This is a genomic window from Allobosea sp. 10N428 (assembly GCF_056394545.1).
In genome coordinates this window covers 60,684-80,138 of record NZ_JBFTIC010000005.1, presented here as the reverse complement: position 1 = coordinate 80,138, position 19,455 = coordinate 60,684, and the positions used below count along the sequence as shown (strand labels likewise).

Here is a 19,455-nt window from a genome sequence, read left to right as displayed (position 1 = left end):
CTCTCCGTAGCGTGGCGGAAATGGCGGGGCCACGCCACGGGCGGCGCGGCCCCGCTTCAGTGATGGATCAGAGCAGGGCGCCCATGGCGACGGCCGTGTCGCTCATGCGGTTCGAGAAGCCCCACTCGTTGTCGTACCAGGACAGCACGCGCACGAACTTGTCGTCCATGACCTTGGTCTGGTCGAGGGCGAAGGTCGAGGAATGCGAGTCGTGGTTGAAGTCGATCGAAACGTTCGGCTGGTCGGTGACGCCGAGGATGCCCTTCAGCGCGCCGCGCTTCGACGCCTTGATGATGGCGTCGTTGATCTTCTCGACCGACGTCTTGCGCTTGGCGAGGAACTTGAAGTCAACGACCGAGACGTTCGGGGTGGGAACGCGGATCGAGGTGCCGTCGAGGCGGCCCTTGAGATCGGGGATGACGAGGCCGATCGCCTTGGCGGCGCCGGTCGAGGTCGGGATCATCGACATCGCGGCGGCACGGCCGCGGTAGAGATCCTTGTGCATGGTGTCGAGCGTCGGCTGGTCGCCGGTATAGGCATGGATCGTGGTCATGAAGCCCTTGTCGATGCCCACGGCGTCATGAAGCACGCGCACGACCGGCGCGAGGCAGTTCGTGGTGCAGGAGGCGTTGGAGACGACGAGGTGATCCTTGCTGAGCTCGCCATGGTTGACGCCGTAGACGACGGTGAGGTCGGCGCCGTCGCAGGGGGCCGAGACCAGCACGCGCTTGGCGCCGGCCGCCAGATGCGCAGCCGCCTTCTCCCTGGTGGTGAAAATGCCGGTGCATTCCAGCGCGATGTCGACGCCGAGCGCCTTGTGGGGCAGGTCCTTGGGGTCGCGGATCGCGGTGACCTTGATCGGGCCGCGGCCGACATCGATCGTGTCGCCGGAGACGGTCACGGTGCCGGGGAAGCGGCCGTGGACGGAGTCGAAGCGGAAGAGATGGGCATTGGTCTCGACCGGGCCGAGATCGTTGATCGCGACGACCTCGATGTCCTTGCGCTTCGACTCGATGATCGCGCGCAGAACGTTGCGCCCGATGCGGCCGAAGCCGTTGATCGCCACCTTAACCGTCATCTCTTCCTCTCCTTCGCCGAGCGAACCGGCGTGAGCCGTCGCTATCCACGCGGGCAATTCGGCCAAAGCATGGCCGAACGCAAGGCCTCTGTTGGGAAACTCAGCTTTTCGCCCGAAGAATCAGGCGTTGTGCTGCTTCAACGCGGCTTCGGCGACGGCTTCCGCCGTGATGCCGAAATGCTTGTAGACGTCCTTGTAAGGGCCGCTCGCCCCGAAGGAGTGCATGCCGACGAATGCGCCGTCATGGCCGATCACCGCATCCCACCCGAAGCGGACGCCGGCCTCGACCGCGACCTTGACCGGCGCCGAGCCGATGATCGCGGCCTGGGTGGCCTCGTCCTGCTGGAGCAGCAGCTCGAGCGAGGGCACCGACACGACGCGGGCGCGCACGCCCTTCTCTGCGAGCAGCTTGCGGGCGGCGACCGCAAGCTCGACCTCGGAGCCCGAGGCGAAGAGCGAGACCTGGGCCTTGCCGCCCTCGGCCGCGAGCAGTTCGTAGGCACCTGTAGCCGAGCGGTTCTTCGGGGAGGCGTCGGTGCGTAGCTGCGGCAGGTTCTGGCGCGACAGTGCCAACACCGTCGGCCCGTCCGTGCGTTCCAGCGCTGCCTGCCAGGCTTCCGCCGTTTCGATGGCGTCGGCCGGGCGGAAGACGCGCATGTTCGGCATGGCGCGCAGCGAGGCGACCTGCTCGACCGGCTGGTGGGTCGGGCCGTCCTCGCCGAGGCCGATCGAGTCATGGGTCATGACATAAATGACCGGCAGCCCCATCAGGGCGGCGAGGCGCATCGACGGGCGGGCATAGTCGGCGAAGACCAGGAAGGTGCCGCCGGCAGTGCGGAAGCCGCCATGCAGGGTGATGCCGTTCATCGCGGCGGCCATGCCGTGCTCGCGGATGCCATAACGGACATAGCGACCCTTCGGGGTCTTCGGCGTGAAGTCCTCGGCCGCCTTGGTGCGGGTGTTGTTGGAGGGCGTCAGGTCGGCCGAGCCCATCACCAGCTCGGGCATGACCGGAATGATGGCTTCCAGCGCCAGCTCCGAGGCCTTGCGGGTCGCGACGGCCTGCGGCGCGGCGATCAGCCCCTTCTTGTGGGCGAGGATCGCCTTGTCGAGCTTGGCGGGAACCGTGTGGCCGAGACGGCGCTCGAACTCGCCGCGCTTGCGCTCGGAGAGCGCACCGAAGCGGAGGAGCCAGTCCTTATGGGCGAGATGGCCGGCCATGCCGTAGCTGCGCCAGGCCTTCAGAACATCGGCCGGAACGTCGAAGGGGCCGCCGGTGATGCCGAGGTTCTTCTTGGCTGCGGCGAGCTCATCGGCGCCCAGCGCCTCGCCATGGGCCTTCGAGGTGCCCTGCTTATGCGGCGCGCCGAAACCGATGATGGTCTTGCAGGCGATCATCGTCGGCTTGTTCGACTTCTGGGCGCGGCGGATCGCAGCCTCGATGGCGTCGGGGTCATGGCCGTCGACGCGCTCGGAGCGCCAGCCGCAGGCCTTGAAGCGCGCGACCTGGTCGACATTGTCGGTGATGGTCAGCGGGCCGTCGATCGAGATGCCGTTATCGTCCCAGAAGACGATGAGCTTGTTGAGCTTCTGGTGGCCTGCAAGCGCGATCGCCTCCTGGCTGATGCCCTCCATCAGGTCACCGTCGGACGCCAGCACATAGGTGTGGTGGTCGACGACCTTCTTGCCGAACTCGGCGGCGAGCATGCGCTCGGCCATCGCCATGCCGACGGCGGTGGCCAGACCCTGGCCGAGCGGGCCGGTTGTGGTCTCGACGCCCTTGGTCTCGAAATTCTCGGGGTGGCCGGGCGTGACGGAGCCGAGCTGGCGGAACTTCTTGAGGTCGTCGAGCTCCATGCCGGGCGTGCCAGTGAGATAGAGCAGGGCGTAGAGCAGCATCGAGCCATGGCCGGCCGAGAGCACGAAGCGGTCGCGGTCCGGCCAGCGCGGATCGGCGGCGTCATACTTCATCACGCGGGTAAACAGCACGGCGGCGACGTCGGCGGCGCCCATCGGCAGGCCGGGATGGCCGGACTTGGCCTTCTCGACGCCGTCCATCGCCAGGCCGCGGATGGCGTTGGCGAGCTTGTCGTGCTGGGCGCGGTCGATGCTGGTCATGATGGTCTCACAGGGCTCCGTCGGGCGGGCGGGAGGGCCGGGGCCGGCCAGCGCGACAGCAGGCCGGTGAGGAGGGAAGGCAGTCTTGCAGCCGCTTTTGGCGAGCTTGGAAAGGACGGGTGGATTAGGCCCGGCGCTCCCTTCGAGTCAATTCGCGGAGGAAGGCTTTCAGGGTCGCAGGCGCCGCTTTGCCGCGGTTTTTCGCAGATGGCGCGTCAGCCGCGGCGGGCAAGCCCTTGTGGGGGCGCGATTCCGCAGCTTGAGACCGATTCCTGTTTTCCGGCATTTTGCTGTAAATTCAGGCACGAATCGTGTGAGCCGGCTTCGGTCTGAAAGGAGAACGATGGTGGCGAGCCTGATGCTGGACAATGCGCTGGCGCGCCTCGACAGCGCTCTGGGGCAGCTCGAGGCGGCGGCGCGGCGGCGGATCGAGGCGGAACGCGGCCGGGGCAATCTCGAAACCGAACTGGCGCTGATGCAGGACGACCGGGCACGGCTCGCGGCCGATCTCGACGGTGCAATGGCGCGGCTCGGCCATGTCGAGACTGCGGCCGCCGATGTCGACCAGCGGTTGCTGCGGGCGATGAACGTCATCAGCGCAGTGATCGAGCGGGTGCAGGCGCAGCAGCCGGCAGAGCCCGAACCCGAGCACGAGGCGAGCTAAAGCGGAAGGCAGGAGAACGAATGCCGCAAGTTAACGTCATGATCGCCGGCAAGGCCTACCGCATGGCATGCGGCGAGGGCGAAGAAGCCCATCTCGAAGGGCTGGCTCAGTTCTATGACGAGAAGATCGGCGAGATGCGGCAGGCCTTCGGCGAGATCGGCGACATGCGGCTGCATGTCATGGCCGCGCTGATGGTCGCCGACGAGGTCCATGAGTTGAAGCAGCGGCTGGCGAAGATCGAATCCGACCTCGCCGCGACGCAGGGCGATGCGGGCGCAGCCGACCAGCGCCTGAGCGAGGTCGAGGACCGCGCGGCGGAAGCCCTGGTCGCAGCGGCCGAGCGGATCGAGGGCGTCGCGAAGAGCCTGCTTCCGACTGTTGCGGGCTGATGAACATGAGTCGTGCTCGGGCTTGACCCGAGCATCTCCGACCGAAGAAGGCTCCGCAGCTTTGTCCTGCTGGAAATTCTCTGCCCGCGCTTCGCTCCGCCCGAGAATGCGGGCATCGATAATGGAAAAGCCCCGGACGTTGCCGTCCGGGGCTTTTCCTTGTGCAGCTCAGGCCGTGATCAGACGCCCGGGGCGCCGCCGGCGCCGTCCAGCACCGTGACGGAGCGGCGGTTCTGCGACCAGCAGGAGATGTCGTTGCAGACCGCGACCGGGCGTTCCTTGCCGTAGGAGATGGTGCGCATGCGGTTGGCCTGGATGCCGCGCGAGGCGAGGTAGTCGCGCACCGTCTGGGCGCGGCGGGCGCCGAGAGAATAGTTGTATTCGCGGGTGCCGCGCTCGTCGGCGTGGCCCTCGACCGTGAAGGTGTAGCGGGGATAGCGCTGCAGCCAGCCGGCCTGCTTGTCGAGGGTGGCGGTGGCGGTCGAGGTCAGGTCGGTGGAGTCGGTCTCGAAGAAGACGCGGTCGCCGACATTGACGACGAAGTCCTGCGCGCTGCCCGGCGTGGCGGCGCCACCGGCACCGAAGCCCGAGGCGTCGGCGTTCTGGTCCTTGGCGCAGGCGCCGAGCGCGAGTGTGGCGGCGATGGCGGCGGCGAAACGGACGGAACGGCCGCCGGCGAAGAGAGTGGTCATCATGGCTGAACTCCGGGCGATCAAAATTTGTGGCGGCGCGCTTCGAAGAGGGCTTCGCGTGGCTCCCATCAATGAAGCGTCAACCTAAACGAGACCTTGCCAGAACAAGGCGAAGTGGCGGCATTGCGGCGTATGGTTAACCAATCATGGCGAAAGATCTTTGTGCGCCCGGCTGTGGCCTCGGTGACACAGGCGGTCGGAGCAGGTTTTCGAGAACGCTGGAAGCCGGCCGTGAACATCGGCCGGGGCGCATCCGCTCCCGATCCATCTGAGACATTTGAAAGACCGGTATCTGGCGACCAGGTTTGGCCCTTTTCTGGCGTTCAGGACGGCCGCTTTCAGTCAATCCGATTTGCAGCGTGCCTGACGGAGCCAAAACAGGAGTTCTTGGGCCAGAGCACGGATCCCAGGCGCGAACGAAGACCGCGACTTAGGTCGTGGCGCTCCCTCCCCAGATCAGGTCAGGCGGCTTGTTGCCCTGTCAGTCGCCGCCGAACTCCACGCGTTGATGGGGGGCGGCAACAGGAGTATCCTACTGCGATCAACCCTAACGTGAGAGTGCGTGTCGGCGGGCACCAATTCCTGGAAAGTCGGACGTGCAACAGCGCGCGCTCGCTGCCCCCGGGGAGCACCTTAGCTTAATCGCCTTCCGCCACGCTGCGCTAGAATACTCGAACCTGAGCAGAATTTCCGAAGATGCATAGCCGCAACGGGATGCTTCACCCCGGGTATTGCCTGGTCGATTCCTAACATTTTGTCTCGGTAAGCGTCCCAGCACCATGAGGTTCAATATCTTGTGAAGAGGGAGCATCAAATGTCGCGCACCCCGGAAGAGGACACCGGCTCTCAGCCGGAAATCCGCCTGCTCGATCGTCGCAACTTGCTGCTTGGCAGCACCGCGATTGCCGCCGCTTCGGCTCTTGGCTCTGCCACCTCAATTCGAACCGCCCAGGCACAGCAAGCGGCGGGCCAAAAGCCGAATATCCTGTTCATCATGGGAGACGATGTCGGATGGTTCAACATCGGCGCCTATCACCAGGGCATGATGGCCGGCAAAACGCCGAACCTGGATAGGATTGCCGCCGAGGGGATGCGCTTCACCGACTATTATGCGGAGGCAAGCTGCACGGCCGGCCGTGCCAACTTCATCACCGGACAAATACCGCTGCGTACCGGCCTCACTACCGTGGGGCAGGCGGGCGCGGATGTCGGCATGCCTGAACAGTCGGTTACGGTAGCGACCGTCTTGAGATCAATGGGTTACGCGACTGGACAGTTCGGCAAGAACCACCTGGGCGACCTGAACAAATATCTACCAACGCTGCACGGCTTCGACGAATTCTTCGGCTACCTGTACCATCTCGACGCTATGTCGGATCCATACTGGTTCAGTTATCCTCAGGACTGGATCGACAAGTACGGGCCGCGCAACATCGTACATTCCTACGCGACCGATACTGACGACCCCACCGTGATGCCGCGCTGGGGCAAGATCGGCAAACAGCGGATCGTGGACGAAGGACCGCTCCCACCTTTCCCCGAGATGGGCGCCGATCACCAGAACTGGCAAAAGGGTCGGCCGGCCAAGTACAATATGCAGACCTTCGATGCTGTGCTGGTCGAGAACAGCAAGCGCTTCATGGACCAGGCGAAGCAGGCCGGAAAGCCGTTCTTCATTTGGCATAACACGACGCGCATGCACATCTTCACGTATCTGTCCCAGAAGTACCAAGCGAAGATGACCCCGCAGAGCGGTCTCGGTCTGGAAGAGGCGGGCATGGCGCAGCTTGACGACGACGTCGGCGACCTGCTCAAGCACCTCAGTGATATCGGCGTTTCCGACAACACCATCGTCATCTTCAGCACTGACAATGGCGCGGAAGTGTTCACCTGGCCGGATGGCGGCATGACGCCGTTCCGTGCCACCAAGGGGACCGCGTATGAGGGCGGCTTCCGTGTGCCCTGCCTCATTCGCTGGCCAGGCAAGATCAAGCCAGGCACGGTCGAGAACGGCATCTTCTCCGGCCTTGACTGGCTGCCAACGCTCGCGGCCGCTGCGGGAAACCCGAATATCACCGAGCAGCTTCTCCGCGGCGTGCAGCTCGGCGACCGGAGCTACAAGAACCATCTGGACGGCTACAACCAGATGGATGTGTTGACCGCTGCCGGCCCGTCGAAGCGGCATGAGATCTTCTACTTCTCCGAGGCAAATCTCGGCGCTATTCGTATCGATGACTTCAAGTTTCAGTTCATGCAGCAACCATATGGCTGGCCCGGTGAAAAGGTGACAACTGATCTCCCGACGATCGTCAACCTGCGTTGGGATCCCTTCGAGCGGACCCCGTCGATCCGCGGCGAGACGCTGAATAATGCGGCCGGCGGCTACATGAACGACTTCATGGCGCGCGAATTTTGGCGTTTCGTGCAGGTGCAGGAGCGGGTGGCGGACCTAGCGCGAACCGCAATCGAGTTTCCGCCCATGCAAGCGCCCGCCTCTTTCAACCTTTCTGCGGTAAAGGAGAAGATCGACGCGGCCATGCGGTCGCACGAAGGGCAGTAGGCAACGACGGCACCGGCTATCATCGTCCTGACCGGAATCTGTCGAGTATGCGCGCTTTCGAACACTCCTGCCGGCCGAGCCCGGCAGGAGTTTTTGCATACGGACAGCACCGCAATGTCAACTCCCCACCCAATTCGGACATCCGCTGCGCCGGGCTCCCCCTTCCACCGCCAATAAAAAAGCCGCCCGGCGTAGGCCGGGCGGCTTGCAAAGAACGGATGCGGCGTTCGCTTGGGCTTCAGCGCTGGCCGCTCAGCAGCGGCGACCAGGTCGGGTCGGAGGCGAAGGCCGGGGTCGGGACGGGAACCTCGACGCGGCCGGTGATGTCGACCATGTAAAGCTTCCCTCCGGATTGTCCGCCCGGATCGCGGAAGAACATCAGGTACTGGCCGTTCGGAGCCCAGTTGGGGGCTTCGTTGTGGAAGCCTTCGGTCAGGATGCGCTCGCCCGAGCCGTCCGGACGCATGACGCCGATGGCGAAGCCGCCGCTGCCCTGGCGGGTGAAGGCGATGAGGTCGCCGCGCGGCGACCATGAAGGCTGCGAATAGCGGCCCTGGCCGAAGGAGATGCGCTGGGCGTCGCCGCCGCCGGACGACATCACGTAAAGCTGCTGCTGGCCGCCGCGGTCGCTCTCGAAGACGATGCGGGAGCTGTCGGGGGCGTAGGAGGGCGAGGTGTCGATCGCCGCCGTCGAGGTCAGGCGCGTCGTCGAGCGCGAGCCGATGTCGATGGCGTAGAGATTGGCGTTCCCGCCCTGCTGCAGCGAGAGCACGACCCGCTGGCCGTTGGGCGCGAAGCGCGGGCTCGAGCTCATATCGGGGAAGTTGCCGACGATCTGGCGCTGGCCGGTCTCGATGTTCAGCACCTGCACGCGGGGCTGCTCGCCCTGGCGCTGCGACATGAAGGTGACGTCCTGCGAAACCGGCGAATAGCGCGGCGTCACCACCGAGGTATCGCCATTGGTGAGATAGCGCACATTGGCGCCGTCCTGGTCCATGATGGCGAGGCGCTTGCGGCGCGTCTCCTTCGGGCCGGATTCGTCGACGAAGACGACGCGGGTGTCGAAGAAGCCGCCGAGCCCGGTGACCTTGCTGAAGATCGCATCCGAGATGATGTGGCCGACGCGGCGGGCATTGCTCGGGTCGGTGAAGTATTGCTGGCCGTCGGTCTGCGTGCCGGTCGCGACGTCCCAGAGCCGGAATTCCGCGCGGATGCGGCCGGCCTCGCGCGCGACGCGGCCGGTGACGAGCGCCTGCACGCCGCTGGCCTTCCAGGCGTCGAAGCGGGGCGCGGAGTCGAAGGGCGGGTTCGGTTCCKGGAAGCGGCTCTTGTCGACCGGCGTGAAGTAGCCGCAGCGCTTGAGGTTGTTGGTGATCACGCCGGAGACGAGCACGCCGCCGTCGCCGGCGAAATCGGCGATGGCGATCGGCATGGGCTGGAAGGCGCCGCCGCGCAGGTCGATGACGAGCTCGGCCTTGGCTGCGGCGGGCACCATCAGGGCGGCGCCGGCTGTGGCGAGGAGGCGGCGGCGCGTCGGCGCGGCCGTCAGGAAGGGGAGGGGGTTAATGTCGATCATCGGGGTCACATGACGTCCCTTGCGTCGAAATTGACGACGACGTCGCGCCAGTCGTCATAATAAGCGGCGAATTGAGCCGGAATGCGCAAAGGCGCGCAGCGGCGGGTGGCGGTCAGCGCCGAGTCGGCGGCGACACGGAAGAGCGGGTCGGACGAGGAGTTGATCACGCCCGGCTGGCCGGCAAGCGAGCCGTCGGTGTTGAGCTTCATCCGCACGGACGGAACGATGTTGCCGTTGCCATGGGCATTGGCGAGCGCGATCGGCACGTTCCAGCACTTCAGCAACTGGTCCTGGATGATGCCGACGAGTTGCGCCCGCAGCGAGGGGCTGAGTTTCTGCGCGGCGCCGCGTTCGGTACCGAGCGAGGCGGTGCGATTGACCTGCGGTGCCGAGGAACCAGAGGACTGCGCCTTCTCCTTCGACTGCAGCAGACGCTCAATGTCGCTGGCATTGAAGTTCTTGGCGATCTGCGCCTCTTTCTTCGCCTTGGCCTCGGCCTCCTGCTTGGCTTTGGCCTCGGCGGCAAGCTTCGCCTTCTGCTCGGCCTCGGTTTTCGCCTTGGCGGCGGCTTCCGCGTTCTCCTTGGCCTGCTTATCGGCTTCGGCCTTTGCGACCGCCTCGGCCTTGGCCTTCGCTTCGGCGACGCGCTTGGCAGCCTGGGCCTCGGCTTCCGCCTTGGCCTTGGCGGCGGCCTTCGCCGCCTCCTCGGCCTGCTTCGCCTTGGAGGCGAGCTCGGCCTCCTCGGCGAGCTTCGCCAGCTCCTCGCGCTTCTGCTCGGCTTCGCGAGCGGCCGCGGCCTCGCTTTTCTGCGGGGGCTGCTTGGCAGGCTCCGGCGGCTTGGTCTCGGGCTTCGGCAATTCGACCGGGCGCGCCGGCGGCGGCGGCGTCGAGGCGTTGTCCTCGGCGACCTTCAGCTCGGGCGGGCGCGAGGGCGGGGCAGGCGTATCGGTCTTGGCCTCGCCGGCCTCCTTGCGCTCGACGACGTCGGACTGGCGCTCGGCGCGCGGCGTCGGCTGAGCCTGCACCTTTTCGGCGCTGCGCTCGCCGCGCGTAATCTGATTCAGCGCGTTGGGGTCGATGATCTCGACGGCGATCGCCTCCTCGTTCTCCGGTAGCGGCGTCGGCGCCGAAAACGCCAGCAGCCCCGCGACGAGGACCGTCACGTGGCCGAGCGCCGACACCAGCATGCCAGGTTCGGAGGTCGTAAGCTTCACGCCCTGAACATCCTTACTTCTCGTCGCTCTCAGCGGCTCGCCGGCTCGGTGACCAGCGCGACCCGCTTGAAGCCGGCCGAGGTGATGGTCGACATCACTGAAGCAACCCGGCCGTAATCCACCTGCTTGTCGCCGCGCACGTAGATGCGCTCGTCGAAGCCCTGCTTGGCGAGGCCCTGCAGCTTGCTGACAAGGTCCGGCTCCAGCGTCGGCTGGTCCTGCAGGAAGATCTGCCCCTTGCTGTCGATCGCGATGGTGATCGGCTTCTGATCGACATTGATCGGCTTGGCGCCGGTCTGCGGCAGATCGAGCGGCACGCCCGTCGCGATCAGCGGCGCGGCGACCATGAAGATGATGAGCAACACCAGCATGACGTCGATGAACGGCGTCATGTTGATCTCGGCGATGGCGCCGTGGCGGCGCCCGCGGCGGCCCCGGCGGCCGGCGCCCTTCGCGGCTGTAGCGGCGGACATGCCCATGATTCAGCCCCTCACGCCGCCATCCGCTCGTCGATCTGCCGCGACAGGATCGCGGAGAACTCGTCGGCGAAGGCTTCGAGCCGGCCCTGAGCCTTGGCGACCTCGGCCTGGAGCTTGTTGTAGGCCATCAGCGCGGGGATTGCGGCGAAGAGGCCGATCGCGGTGGCGAAGAGCGCTTCGGCGATGCCGGGCGCGACCACTGCGAGGGAGGAATTCTTGGAGACCGCGATGGCGGTGAAGGAGTGCATGATGCCCCAGACCGTGCCGAAGAGGCCGATGAAGGGGGCGGCCGAAGCGATGGTGGAGAGCACCAGGAGCTTCGATTCCAGCCGCTCGGTCTCACGCTGGATGGTGACGTCGAGCACCTTGTCGATACGCTGGGAGAGGCTGGCGACGGAGCGGCCGCCATTCTCGAAGGATCGTTTCCACTCGCGCATCGCGGCTACGAAGACCGCAGCCATGTCGTTGACCGGCTTGCCGGCGAGGTCGCGATAGAGCTCCTCCAGCGAGCGGCCGGACCAGAACACCTCCTCGAAGGCGTCCATGTCGCGCCGCGTGCGCCGATAGAGCAGCGTCTTGTCGATGATGATCGACCAGCACCAGATCGAGGCGCCGATCAGGCCCATCATCACCAGCTTGACGACGATGTGGGCATGCCAGAACAGCGTCCAGAACGACATGTCGATCTGTGGCGCGGCCTGCGCGACGTCGGCGGGGTTCATCCTGTCATCCTTCTCAACCAGGCGGTACGCCGGTAGCCCGAACCTGCAAGGCTCATAGCCCCGGCTCCAAACCCCGCCGCTCGCGTCGCAGGAGACCCACGCCGCCGCCCGTTTCGCGATCGGGGAAATGCCGTACCCCGTCAATCGCGCGCGAATTCGGCGAAAGATGGGCCGAAACGGGGTTTCCCACGAAACGCATGCTCCAAGAGGAGTTAAGCATCCGGCAAGGTTAATGTCGGGTATACGCCCCGTGCGATGCTGCGATGACGGGCCCCGGCGGCGATAGGCAGCGCTCGTGAACCGCGGCGTGAGCGCTTGATTCAGCTGCTCCGCTGCAAGTAGCGGCCAGCATTCCGTGCAGATGTCCCGCGCGGGTTCTGAAGACAAGGCCCGGCGAACATGTCCGGAAACGGCGCGCGATCCGTCCTGAGCGCGGTCCGCCGGCGCCATCCGAGACGCCCTTCGGCCGGCACGGCCGAATCGGCCCCTCGGAGTTCGCCGAGCCCCGGGTGGGCGCCGCCGCAATCACGACAGGCAAGAATCGGGGCTGAAACTTATCTCGGAACGCTCTACGACTGTCGTCGCGGAATTCATCCGCGACAAGACACCAGCATTGACCCGGAGTTGCCTTTTTTCAGCGGAGAGGTTTCCTATGTCGAAGCACATTGGTCTGATTGTTGCCATTTCAATCGCGGCGGGTCTGGCGGGTTGCGCCACCTACCCCGAAGTTACCAGCCAAACCGTGATCGTTGCGGGCGTCGGTCCCGTCGAGATCGAGCGCCTCAATGTCCGTGTCGTGTCGATCGATCGGCCCAACCGTGAGGTGACGGTCGAGCAGCGTGGCTACAGGTGGCTTGTTCAAGTCCCGCCGGTGTTCGGCAATCTCGAAAATCTGCGGGAAGGCGACTCGGTCGACATCAGCCGAGTCGAAGGTGTGGTCGTCGAGGTCAGGCCGAACCGGCGAGGGGCCAAGCCCGGGATCACCTATACGGAAATGGGGGCCAGCTCGACTTTCCAGAACCTGCCGGAGCGGTTCGTCGCCCGATCGGTGACGCTGACGGCCAAGTTTGAGCGCTTCGATGCGGCCAGCGGCGTGGTGAGTTATGTCGGCCCCTTCGGTCCGCGCTCGATCACCGTGGTCGACCCTGCCGTGAAGGCGCGGCTGCAGAAGTTCAAGCGCGGCGACATGGTGGACCTCAGCTTCGAGGAAGCCTTCTACATCACGCTCAAATAGCGTCTGGTCGCATGGGCCGCCTGCCCCGGGGGCGGGGCAGGCCGAACTGCCTGGGCGAGGAGACGTGTCCGGCCGCGCCCGCGCCTGGCGAATGGTTGCGACGAAGCCGCGGCCGAAAAGAAAAGCCCGCCCCGGCGGACCGGGGCGGGCGGGATAGAGGCTCGGCTCAACTGCCGCGTCAGGCAGCGTCAGGCTGGGCCGGAGGATTGGCCGGCGGGTTGTTGCGGCGGTCGGCCATGAACTGGTCGAACTCGGCCTTGTCGCGGGCCATACGCAGGCGGCCCAAGAAGTCGTGGAACTCGCGCTGCTCGTCTTCGAGCCGGCGCAGCGTCTCGGCGCGGTACTCGTCGAAGGCGCGGTTGCCGCTGGAGGGGCCGCCGCGGCCCCAACCGCCGAAGCCGCCGAAACCGCGACCGTCACGACCGGCCATGCGCTCGCGCATGCGGTCCATCTTGTCCTGCAGGCGGTTCATCCGGTGCTCGTAACGGTCTCCTGCGTACCCACAACCCATGCGTCCACTCCAGAAAAGAAAGGCCAGGGTCGCCAGACCCAGGGGCCAGAACATGATGAAGCCGAGAACCGCGAGGGCGATCCAAGCTCCCTTCCCATATTCGTCCAACTTCTCGACGATCGGCATTGCTCCCTCTCATGACAAGACGTGAATGTAAATCACATTTACATAAATGCGCGCGACACTGCCGGTTGTCAAGAAGTCGGCCCGCGGAAAAGAATTAGTCGGGTTTGGCGGCGCCTTTGCGGCCGATGCCTAGGCCCTGGAGATATATCAGCATGCCGGCCTCCAGCAGCTCGGCCGCCGACATCGGCAGGGGCCGGCGCCCGCCATCGGCGCGGCCGAACAGGGCGGCGACGCCGTGCGACATCGCCCAGACGTGCAGTGCCATCATCAGGGCTGGCGGGCGCTCGCCCTGCGGCAGTTGAGCGATCAGCGCCTCGGCCGCCTGGCGCAGACCGGCAAAGGCCCGATCGGCCGCCGCACGCAGCTCGGGGCTGGCATCGAGCGGTACGCCCGCCTCGAACATCGCCGAATAATAGGCCGGTTCATCATGGGCGAAGGCGAGATAGGCGCGCCCCAGCCGGTGGAAGGCGGTTTCGGGATCGGGCCGGCCTTGATCCCAGGCGCGGGCGAGGGCGGCCTCGAAGGCCTGGAAGCCACGCGCCGCGACATCGGCCAGCAATTCGTCGCGGTCGCGGAAATGGCGATAAGGCGCGGCCGGGCTGACTCCAGCCATGCGCGCGGCCTCGGCGAAGGTGAAGCCATTCGGCCCCTTCTCGCCGATCAGCCCGAGCGCGGCCCGCACCAGTTCCTCCTTGAGATTGCCATGGTGATAGCCGCGGGGCGTTTCGGGTCTGTCGCGCTTCCAGCTCATGTTAAGAGCGCTAACATGCGGGCGGGCCCCGCGTCGATGGGCGGATGCGGCATCGTCAGACGTCGAGCATCAGGCGCTTGCGCAGGCCGTCCGGTATGCGCCGGGCCCGGCCGCCACCGACGCAGGCGACAGTCACCCCGGCGGTGATCAGCTCCTCCTCGCCGCGCAGCACGCGCTGCTCCAGATCCATGGTGGCGCCACGCGCTACGACACAGCGCGTCTCGATGGTGAGGAGGTCATCCATCAGGGCGGGGCGCAGGAAGTCGATCGTCATCTTGCGCACGGCAAAGCCCAGCGCGGTCTCGCCGTCGAAGAGTTCGCGCTGCTCGATGCCGAGCGCGCGGATCAGCTCCGTGCGCCCGCGCTCCATGAAGCGCAGATAGGAAGCATGGTAGACCACGCCCGAGAAATCGGTGTCTTCATAATAGACGCGGACAGTGATCTGATGGGGGCTGGTCATGGAGGCCGGCATATAGGCGAGACGCATCGCGAGCAAATACCCGCGGGAACAAAAGCGTGGCCTGGCGCATGATCGGGGGCGGGGGAACAACGCTACGGAGATATCCATGTCGTTATCGGCCAAGGCACTCGAACGACTTCTCGACAAATCCGAATTCGATCTTGTGGGGCGCACGCGGCGCGGCAAGCTCCCGGGCGAAAAGGACGACGGGCTGCGCGATCTCGCACGCATCCTGCGCGAGAAGCGCGACCGCGCGCGAGACATCGCCCGGCAGCAGCGCCGCGAGTTCCGCGGCAAGGCGCCGCCGCAAGGTACGCGGCCGGCTTCGGACAATCAGGGCACCAAGGCCAAGGCCGATGCGCTGACGGTGGCGCTGAAGCGCGTCGGGGCGGAGCAGACCCGCCGGGCCGAGAAACTGCGCGCGCCGAGCCAGCGCAGCCTCGCCCGCAAGGCGCTCGCCCTGAAGCAGCGCCAGAGCGCGCTGGAACGCCCGAAGAGCCGCACCGCCGGCAAGGGCATGCGGCCGGTCGAGAATCCCAAGGCCGCGAAATCCGGCGCCCTCAAGGATGCCGGTGCTCGCCCCGCCATGATGCGCGCGAAGATGGCGCGCCGTAGCGGCTGATCAGTCGGCGCGTTCCGGTGACGCGGTTGTCTCAGGCCCTGCGAGCACTCAGCGCTTGCAGGGCTTGTTCATGAAGGAGCCGCAGTCATAGGGCTGCGAAAGCTGTTCGCGGATCGAATAATCCTTGCCCTCGAAACGGTTGACGATGTCGTCGATGCGCCAGCCGCCATTCTCCCTGATCACCTGGAACTGGACGGTGACGGGCTTGCCCAAGCTGCGGAAATTGGCCAGCACGGTCGCCTTGCCCGCCGCGACGGGAATCGTGTCGAAGCTCAGCTTCTTGATCTCGCCATCCTGGCCGTTGAGGAAGGGGTCGGCGCCGATCTGGCCCATATCGCCGCTTTCATCCTGATAGAGGTCGTCGCGGGCGAAGAGCGCGGCCAGGCTCTTGCTCATCAGCTTGTCACGGTGGGGCGGCCGCCAGGCCGGCGGCGGGGCCTTGCCCTTGGCTGCGAGCGTTTTGGCCGTGATGGCGTAGCCTTCTTCCACCGGCCCGCGCGGAACATCGTCGCCGGCTCTGGCCGAAACCGCCAGGACAGCGAAAAGGCCGGTCAGGGCGAGCGCGAGCGCGAAATTCCAAAGGAGCCGTTTCACGCCTCATCCTCGTCGTTTCCGAACAGGCCGAATTGCGCGGTTTCGCGCGAAGGCTCGGGCATGCCGAGATGGCGGAAGGCATGAGGGGTCAGCAGCCTCCCGCGCGGGGTGCGCTGGATGAAGCCCTGCTGCAGCAGGAAGGGCTCGATGATCTCCTCGATCGCGTCGCGCGGTTCTGAGAGCGAGGCGGCGATGGTCTCGATCCCGACCGGGCCACCGCCGAAATTGATGGCGACCGTCGTCAGGTAGCGCCGATCCATCTGGTCGAGGCCGATGGCGTCGACATCGAGCAGCGACAATGCCTTGTCGGCGACCTTGCGGGTGACGATCGGGTCGCCGTCGACGATGGCGAAGTCGCGGACGCGCCGGAGCAGGCGCCCGGCGATGCGCGGCGTTCCTCGGGAGCGCTTGGCGATCTCGTTGGCGCCATCGTCGGACATCGGCACGCCGAGCACGCGGGCGCCGCGCGCGACGATGCCTTGCAATTCCTCGACCGTGTAGAACTGCAAGCGAATGGGGATGCCGAAGCGGTCGCGCAGCGGCGTCGTCAGGAGGCCGGCGCGGGTGGTGGCGCCGACGAGCGTAAACTTGGGCAGGTCGATCTTGACCGAGCGCGCCGCCGGGCCTTCGCCGATGATGAGGTCGAGCTGGTAATCCTCCATCGCCGGATAGAGGATTTCCTCCACGGCCGGGTTGAGGCGGTGGATCTCGTCGATGAAGAGCACGTCGCGCTCTTCGAGATTGGTGAGCTGGGCGGCGAGGTCGCCGGCCTTGGCGATGACCGGCCCCGAAGTCGAGCGGAAATTGACACCGAGCTCTCGCGCCACGATCTGCGCCAGCGTCGTCTTGCCGAGGCCGGGCGGGCCGACGAAGAGAACATGGTCGAGCGCGTCGCCCCGGCTTTTGGCGGCGTTGATGAAGACCTGGAGATTGGCGCGTGCTGCCGCCTGGCCCGTGAAATCTGCGAGCGAGAGCGGCCGCAGCGAGGTTTCGCTGTCGTCGTCGCGGCGTTCGGCCGTCAGCAACCCGGAGCGCTTGGGGTCGCTCACAGCGCGATCTCCAGTTCGAGCGCGTCGTGGATCGGAATGTCCTTGTATCCCGTCTTGATGATGCTCGGGACGACCGAGCGATAGGCGTCGATCGCCTCGAGATACAGCCCCGAGAGGCGAAAGCCGCGGCGCTGGTAGAAGGTCATGCCGGGCATGTTGTCGTTGGTCAGCATCGCCTTGAGCTTCTTCGCGCCCGCCGCCCGTGCCGCCGCGATGACGGCGTCGAGCATCTGGATCGCCACGCCTTCGCCGGGACGGAGCGAATGGAGCGCGCAGAGATAGGCGGTGTCGCCTCTCGCCGTCCAGCTCGCCAATGCCGCCGTCCTGCCATCGGGCTCGAACAGGCCGAGCGCGTCGATCTCGGCGACGTCATAGACATGCAGGTCGATCATCATGCTGTGCGAGCCCCAACTCGCCAGCATGATGCGACACAGCTCGGTCTTGTCGGTGACGATGCGCAGTTCCAGCTCGTCAGGCGGTGCGCTCACTTCGCCAGTTCCTTCAGACCTAGCTTGATCAACTGGGCCGTGCCGGCACCGTCGCCGGCCGCCTTGGCGGCAGCCGCCACGGCGACCACGGCCTGGGCCTGAGGATAACCGAGATTGGCGAGTGCCGAGACGGCGTCCGCGATGGGCTGCGGCAGCTTCCTGTCTTCGAGTGCGCCCGAAAGCTGGACGACCCCGGGGTCGATATGGCCGAAGGCCGGCGCCTTGTCCTTGAGCTCGGCGCAGAGCCGCTGGGCGAGCTTGGGGCCGACGCCGGGCGCGCGGGCGATCGCGGCCTTGTCGTTGGTGGCGATGGCGGTCGCGAGGCCGCCGGGATCGAGCGTCGAGAGGATGGCGAGCGCGACCTTGGCGCCGACGCCCTGCACCACCTGCATCAGCCGGAACCAATCGCGCTCGACGTCGGACATGAAGCCGTAGAGGCGGATCGCATCCTCGCGGACATGGGTCTCGATCGAGAGCGACGCCGCCTCGCCGGGCTTGGGCAGGCGCTGGAGCGTCCGCACCGAGCACTGCACGACATAGCCGACGCCCTGCACGTCGATGATGACGTGGTCCTCGCCATAGGAATCGATCAGGCCCTTGAGCTTGCCGATCATCGTGTCTTTCCCCCGGCCGCCACGCTCAACCCGCCGCGCGCATCTGCGCGACCAATGCCTTCATGCCGCGATGCTGGGCATGGCAGATCGCGACGGCGAGCGCGTCCGCCGCGTCGGCCGAGCGGGTCTCGGCCTTCGGCAGCAAGACGCGGATCATCGCCTGCACCTGCTTCTTGTCGGCGTGGCCGACGCCGACCACCGTCTTCTTGACGAGGTTGGCGGCGTATTCGGCGACGCTCAACCCCGCGAGCGAGGGCACGACCAGCGCGATGCCGCGGGCCTGGCCGAGCTTCAGCGCCGATTGCGGATCTCGGTTGATGAAGGTCTCTTCCACCGCGGCCTCATGCGGGCAATGCGCGGCGATGATCTTGTGTAGTCCCTCGTGCAGTTGCCGGAGGCGTTCGCCGAGCGGGAGGCTGCCATCGCTCTCGACGCAGCCGCAGGCGACGAAGGAGAGTTTGCTGCCTTCCGAGACGACGACGCCCCAGCCGGTCTTCCGGAGGCCGGGGTCGATGCCGAGGATGCGAATCGCGGGTGCCATGACGTTGCCAAACTAGCGGGTGTTTCGGATTTGTCCCGCCCGGAACTTGGGCGGGGATGAATTCCGCTCATCGATCGCATCAAAAAGGAAAGTTGTTCTTGCTGGAGCGTGGCGGGCATGGTTCGCCGGATCAGCCTTACTCATATGCGACGCCATGCCTTTCAGCCTCTCCGCCTTCATGCCCGGCCTGACCTTCGACGGCATCGCCGTCCTGCTCGCAGCGACGCTGCTCGGCGGGTTGGTGCGCGGCTTCACCGGCTTCGGCTTTGCGATGGTGTTCATGCCGCTGGCCTCGATGGTGCTCGGGCCGGTGGCGGCGCTAGGGCTGATCTGGTTCATCGACCTGCCCTTCGCCCTGCCAATCGCGGCGAGAAGCGCCCGGCGGGCCGAATGGAGCGAGATCCTGCCGCTTCTGCTGACGGCGACCCTGGCCCTGCCGGCCGGCATCTGGCTCTTGATCTGGCTCGACCGCGAAACCATGCGCTGGCTGCTGGCCGCGCTGGTGCTGGCCGCCGTCGGGCTGATGGCGTCGGGCTGGCGCTATCACGGGCGCCCGACGATCCCGCTTTCGCTCGGGGTGGGCGCGCTGTCGGGCCTGTTCAATGGCATGGCCTCGATCGGCGGCATGCCGCTCGCGGTGTTCTGGCTGGGTGCCCAGCGCAACGACCGGCACAAGACGCGGGCCAATATGCAGGCCTTCTTCGGCGTTTCTACGCTGATCAGCGGCGCGGCGCTGTGGTGGATAGGCATTCTCGTCTTCGGCGCGCTGCTGATGGCGGTGCCGCTCTTCGCGGTCTACGGCATCGGGCTCTGGGCCGGCACGCATGGCTTCCGCCTCGCCTCGGAGCAGAGCTTCCGGCGCGGCGCCTATCTGGTGATCTTCCTGAGCGCGCTGATCAGCCTGCCGCTCTGGGATGCGCTGATCGGGCGATGAAGGCCGTCATGCTCGGGCTTGACCCGAGCATCTCGTGAC

The 19,455-nt window shown here is 66.2% G+C and carries 21 protein-coding genes; 6 read left to right on the top strand and 15 right to left on the bottom strand.

The features are described from left to right. Window positions 1-67: 67 nt before the first annotated feature. On the bottom strand, window positions 68-1,078 hold the full coding sequence (gap, locus tag AC1DDA_RS16790) for a type I glyceraldehyde-3-phosphate dehydrogenase (RefSeq protein ID WP_441510206.1): 1,011 nt from the start codon (window positions 1,076-1,078) through the stop codon (window positions 68-70). Between the two features lie 120 nt (window positions 1,079-1,198). Then, complete coding sequence (tkt, locus tag AC1DDA_RS16785) at window positions 1,199-3,196, bottom strand: transketolase (protein ID WP_476796600.1); 1,998 nt, start codon at window positions 3,194-3,196, stop codon at window positions 1,199-1,201. A gap of 346 nt (window positions 3,197-3,542) precedes the next feature. On the opposite strand from tkt, the gene AC1DDA_RS16780 reads away from it, so the two are divergent. After that, entirely contained in the window at window positions 3,543-3,860 is a 318-nt protein-coding gene (locus tag AC1DDA_RS16780; RefSeq protein ID WP_476796599.1) for a DUF4164 family protein, read from the top strand. Between the two features lie 20 nt (window positions 3,861-3,880). Continuing rightward, window positions 3,881-4,249, top strand: a complete 369-nt coding sequence (locus AC1DDA_RS16775; RefSeq protein ID WP_476780344.1) for a cell division protein ZapA — start codon at window positions 3,881-3,883, stop codon at window positions 4,247-4,249. A gap of 179 nt (window positions 4,250-4,428) precedes the next feature. Here the strand turns inward: AC1DDA_RS16775 and pal are convergent, their stop codons facing one another. Beyond that, entirely contained in the window at window positions 4,429-4,941 is a 513-nt protein-coding gene (gene pal / locus AC1DDA_RS16770; RefSeq protein WP_441473018.1) for a peptidoglycan-associated lipoprotein Pal, read from the bottom strand. An 814-nt stretch (window positions 4,942-5,755) separates the two neighbouring features. Between pal and AC1DDA_RS16765 the strand changes: the two genes are divergently transcribed. Further along, window positions 5,756-7,501 carry an arylsulfatase gene (locus tag AC1DDA_RS16765; protein WP_476796598.1) on the top strand — a complete coding sequence of 582 codons (1,746 nt, stop codon included), beginning with the start codon at window positions 5,756-5,758 and terminating at the stop codon, window positions 7,499-7,501. A 238-nt stretch (window positions 7,502-7,739) separates the two neighbouring features. Here AC1DDA_RS16765 and tolB read toward each other — a convergent pair whose 3' ends face one another. Genes tolB through tolQ form a run of 4 tightly spaced genes read right to left on the bottom strand, consistent with a single transcriptional unit; the run spans window position 7,740 to window position 11,492 of the window. After that, on the bottom strand, window positions 7,740-9,077 hold the full coding sequence (tolB, locus tag AC1DDA_RS16760; protein WP_476796597.1) for a Tol-Pal system beta propeller repeat protein TolB: 1,338 nt from the start codon (window positions 9,075-9,077) through the stop codon (window positions 7,740-7,742). Between the two features lie 5 nt (window positions 9,078-9,082). Next, window positions 9,083-10,291 (bottom strand): cell envelope integrity protein TolA, encoded by a 1,209-nt coding sequence (tolA, locus tag AC1DDA_RS16755; protein ID WP_476796596.1) that lies wholly within the window; start codon window positions 10,289-10,291, stop codon window positions 9,083-9,085. Window positions 10,292-10,320: 29 nt separating this feature from the next. Next, on the bottom strand, window positions 10,321-10,770 hold the full coding sequence (tolR, locus tag AC1DDA_RS16750; RefSeq protein ID WP_441510199.1) for a protein TolR: 450 nt from the start codon (window positions 10,768-10,770) through the stop codon (window positions 10,321-10,323). Between the two features lie 11 nt (window positions 10,771-10,781). Beyond that, the gene (gene tolQ, locus AC1DDA_RS16745; protein ID WP_441510198.1) at window positions 10,782-11,492 is read right to left on the bottom strand and encodes a protein TolQ; all 711 of its coding nucleotides are present in this window, start codon (window positions 11,490-11,492) and stop codon (window positions 10,782-10,784) included. A 652-nt stretch (window positions 11,493-12,144) separates the two neighbouring features. On the opposite strand from tolQ, the gene AC1DDA_RS16740 reads away from it, so the two are divergent. Further along, complete coding sequence (locus AC1DDA_RS16740; RefSeq protein WP_476780346.1) at window positions 12,145-12,726, top strand: hypothetical protein; 582 nt, start codon at window positions 12,145-12,147, stop codon at window positions 12,724-12,726. A gap of 178 nt (window positions 12,727-12,904) precedes the next feature. Here the strand turns inward: AC1DDA_RS16740 and AC1DDA_RS16735 are convergent, their stop codons facing one another. The 3 genes from AC1DDA_RS16735 to ybgC all read right to left on the bottom strand — a co-directional run bounded on the left by AC1DDA_RS16735 (window position 12,905) and on the right by ybgC (window position 14,574). Continuing rightward, window positions 12,905-13,363, bottom strand: a complete 459-nt coding sequence (locus AC1DDA_RS16735; protein WP_441510196.1) for a DUF2852 domain-containing protein — start codon at window positions 13,361-13,363, stop codon at window positions 12,905-12,907. A gap of 94 nt (window positions 13,364-13,457) precedes the next feature. After that, window positions 13,458-14,114 (bottom strand): TetR/AcrR family transcriptional regulator, encoded by a 657-nt coding sequence (locus AC1DDA_RS16730; RefSeq protein ID WP_441510195.1) that lies wholly within the window; start codon window positions 14,112-14,114, stop codon window positions 13,458-13,460. 55 nt (window positions 14,115-14,169) lie between these two features. Then, a complete protein-coding gene (gene ybgC / locus AC1DDA_RS16725; RefSeq protein ID WP_476796595.1) occupies window positions 14,170-14,574 on the bottom strand; it encodes a tol-pal system-associated acyl-CoA thioesterase in 405 nt (134 codons plus the stop codon). A 106-nt stretch (window positions 14,575-14,680) separates the two neighbouring features. On the opposite strand from ybgC, the gene AC1DDA_RS16720 reads away from it, so the two are divergent. Further along, on the top strand, window positions 14,681-15,196 hold the full coding sequence (locus tag AC1DDA_RS16720) for a hypothetical protein (RefSeq protein ID WP_476796594.1): 516 nt from the start codon (window positions 14,681-14,683) through the stop codon (window positions 15,194-15,196). Between the two features lie 48 nt (window positions 15,197-15,244). Here the strand turns inward: AC1DDA_RS16720 and AC1DDA_RS16715 are convergent, their stop codons facing one another. The 5 genes from AC1DDA_RS16715 to ruvC are packed head-to-tail and all read right to left on the bottom strand — an operon-like array spanning window position 15,245 to window position 18,482. After that, window positions 15,245-15,790, bottom strand: coding sequence for a DUF3828 domain-containing protein (locus AC1DDA_RS16715; protein ID WP_476780349.1), 546 nt, complete (start codon window positions 15,788-15,790; stop codon window positions 15,245-15,247). After that, window positions 15,787-16,839, bottom strand: a complete 1,053-nt coding sequence (gene ruvB, locus AC1DDA_RS16710; RefSeq protein ID WP_476796593.1) for a Holliday junction branch migration DNA helicase RuvB — start codon at window positions 16,837-16,839, stop codon at window positions 15,787-15,789. The genes AC1DDA_RS16715 and ruvB overlap by 4 nt, the downstream gene beginning before the upstream one ends. After that, window positions 16,836-17,327, bottom strand: coding sequence for a GNAT family N-acetyltransferase (locus tag AC1DDA_RS16705; protein WP_476796592.1), 492 nt, complete (start codon window positions 17,325-17,327; stop codon window positions 16,836-16,838). The genes ruvB and AC1DDA_RS16705 overlap by 4 nt, the downstream gene beginning before the upstream one ends. Next, complete coding sequence (gene ruvA, locus AC1DDA_RS16700; protein ID WP_476796591.1) at window positions 17,324-17,941, bottom strand: Holliday junction branch migration protein RuvA; 618 nt, start codon at window positions 17,939-17,941, stop codon at window positions 17,324-17,326. Before ruvA ends, AC1DDA_RS16705 begins: the two co-directional genes overlap by 4 nt. A 25-nt stretch (window positions 17,942-17,966) precedes the next feature. Continuing rightward, window positions 17,967-18,482 (bottom strand): crossover junction endodeoxyribonuclease RuvC, encoded by a 516-nt coding sequence (ruvC, locus tag AC1DDA_RS16695; protein ID WP_476796590.1) that lies wholly within the window; start codon window positions 18,480-18,482, stop codon window positions 17,967-17,969. Window positions 18,483-18,636: 154 nt separating this feature from the next. Here ruvC and AC1DDA_RS16690 point away from each other — a divergent pair, with 154 nt between their 5' ends. Continuing rightward, on the top strand, window positions 18,637-19,416 hold the full coding sequence (locus tag AC1DDA_RS16690) for a sulfite exporter TauE/SafE family protein (protein WP_476796589.1): 780 nt from the start codon (window positions 18,637-18,639) through the stop codon (window positions 19,414-19,416). The last annotated feature ends 39 nt before the right edge of the window (window positions 19,417-19,455 follow it).

Bases quoted from the DNA above. Each gene is read 5' to 3' on its own strand.
- AC1DDA_RS16740 (WP_476780346.1), top strand. From the start codon at position 12,145: ATGTCGAAGCACATTGGTCTGATTGTTGCCATTTCAATCGCGGCGGGT.
- pal (WP_441473018.1), bottom strand. From the start codon at position 4,941: ATGACCACTCTCTTCGCCGGCGGCCGTTCCGTCCGTTTCGCCGCCGCC.
- tkt (WP_476796600.1), bottom strand. From the start codon at position 3,196: ATGACCAGCATCGACCGCGCCCAGCACGACAAGCTCGCCAACGCCATC.
- ruvC (WP_476796590.1), bottom strand. From the start codon at position 18,482: ATGGCACCCGCGATTCGCATCCTCGGCATCGACCCCGGCCTCCGGAAG.
- AC1DDA_RS16775 (WP_476780344.1), top strand. From the start codon at position 3,881: ATGCCGCAAGTTAACGTCATGATCGCCGGCAAGGCCTACCGCATGGCA.
- gap (WP_441510206.1), bottom strand. From the start codon at position 1,078: ATGACGGTTAAGGTGGCGATCAACGGCTTCGGCCGCATCGGGCGCAAC.
- AC1DDA_RS16730 (WP_441510195.1), bottom strand. From the start codon at position 14,114: ATGAGCTGGAAGCGCGACAGACCCGAAACGCCCCGCGGCTATCACCAT.
- AC1DDA_RS16720 (WP_476796594.1), top strand. From the start codon at position 14,681: ATGTCGTTATCGGCCAAGGCACTCGAACGACTTCTCGACAAATCCGAA.
- AC1DDA_RS16765 (WP_476796598.1), top strand. From the start codon at position 5,756: ATGTCGCGCACCCCGGAAGAGGACACCGGCTCTCAGCCGGAAATCCGC.
- AC1DDA_RS16735 (WP_441510196.1), bottom strand. From the start codon at position 13,363: ATGCCGATCGTCGAGAAGTTGGACGAATATGGGAAGGGAGCTTGGATC.
- ruvA (WP_476796591.1), bottom strand. From the start codon at position 17,941: ATGATCGGCAAGCTCAAGGGCCTGATCGATTCCTATGGCGAGGACCAC.
- AC1DDA_RS16690 (WP_476796589.1), top strand. From the start codon at position 18,637: ATGCCTTTCAGCCTCTCCGCCTTCATGCCCGGCCTGACCTTCGACGGC.
- tolR (WP_441510199.1), bottom strand. From the start codon at position 10,770: ATGGGCATGTCCGCCGCTACAGCCGCGAAGGGCGCCGGCCGCCGGGGC.
- ybgC (WP_476796595.1), bottom strand. From the start codon at position 14,574: ATGACCAGCCCCCATCAGATCACTGTCCGCGTCTATTATGAAGACACC.
- tolQ (WP_441510198.1), bottom strand. From the start codon at position 11,492: ATGAACCCCGCCGACGTCGCGCAGGCCGCGCCACAGATCGACATGTCG.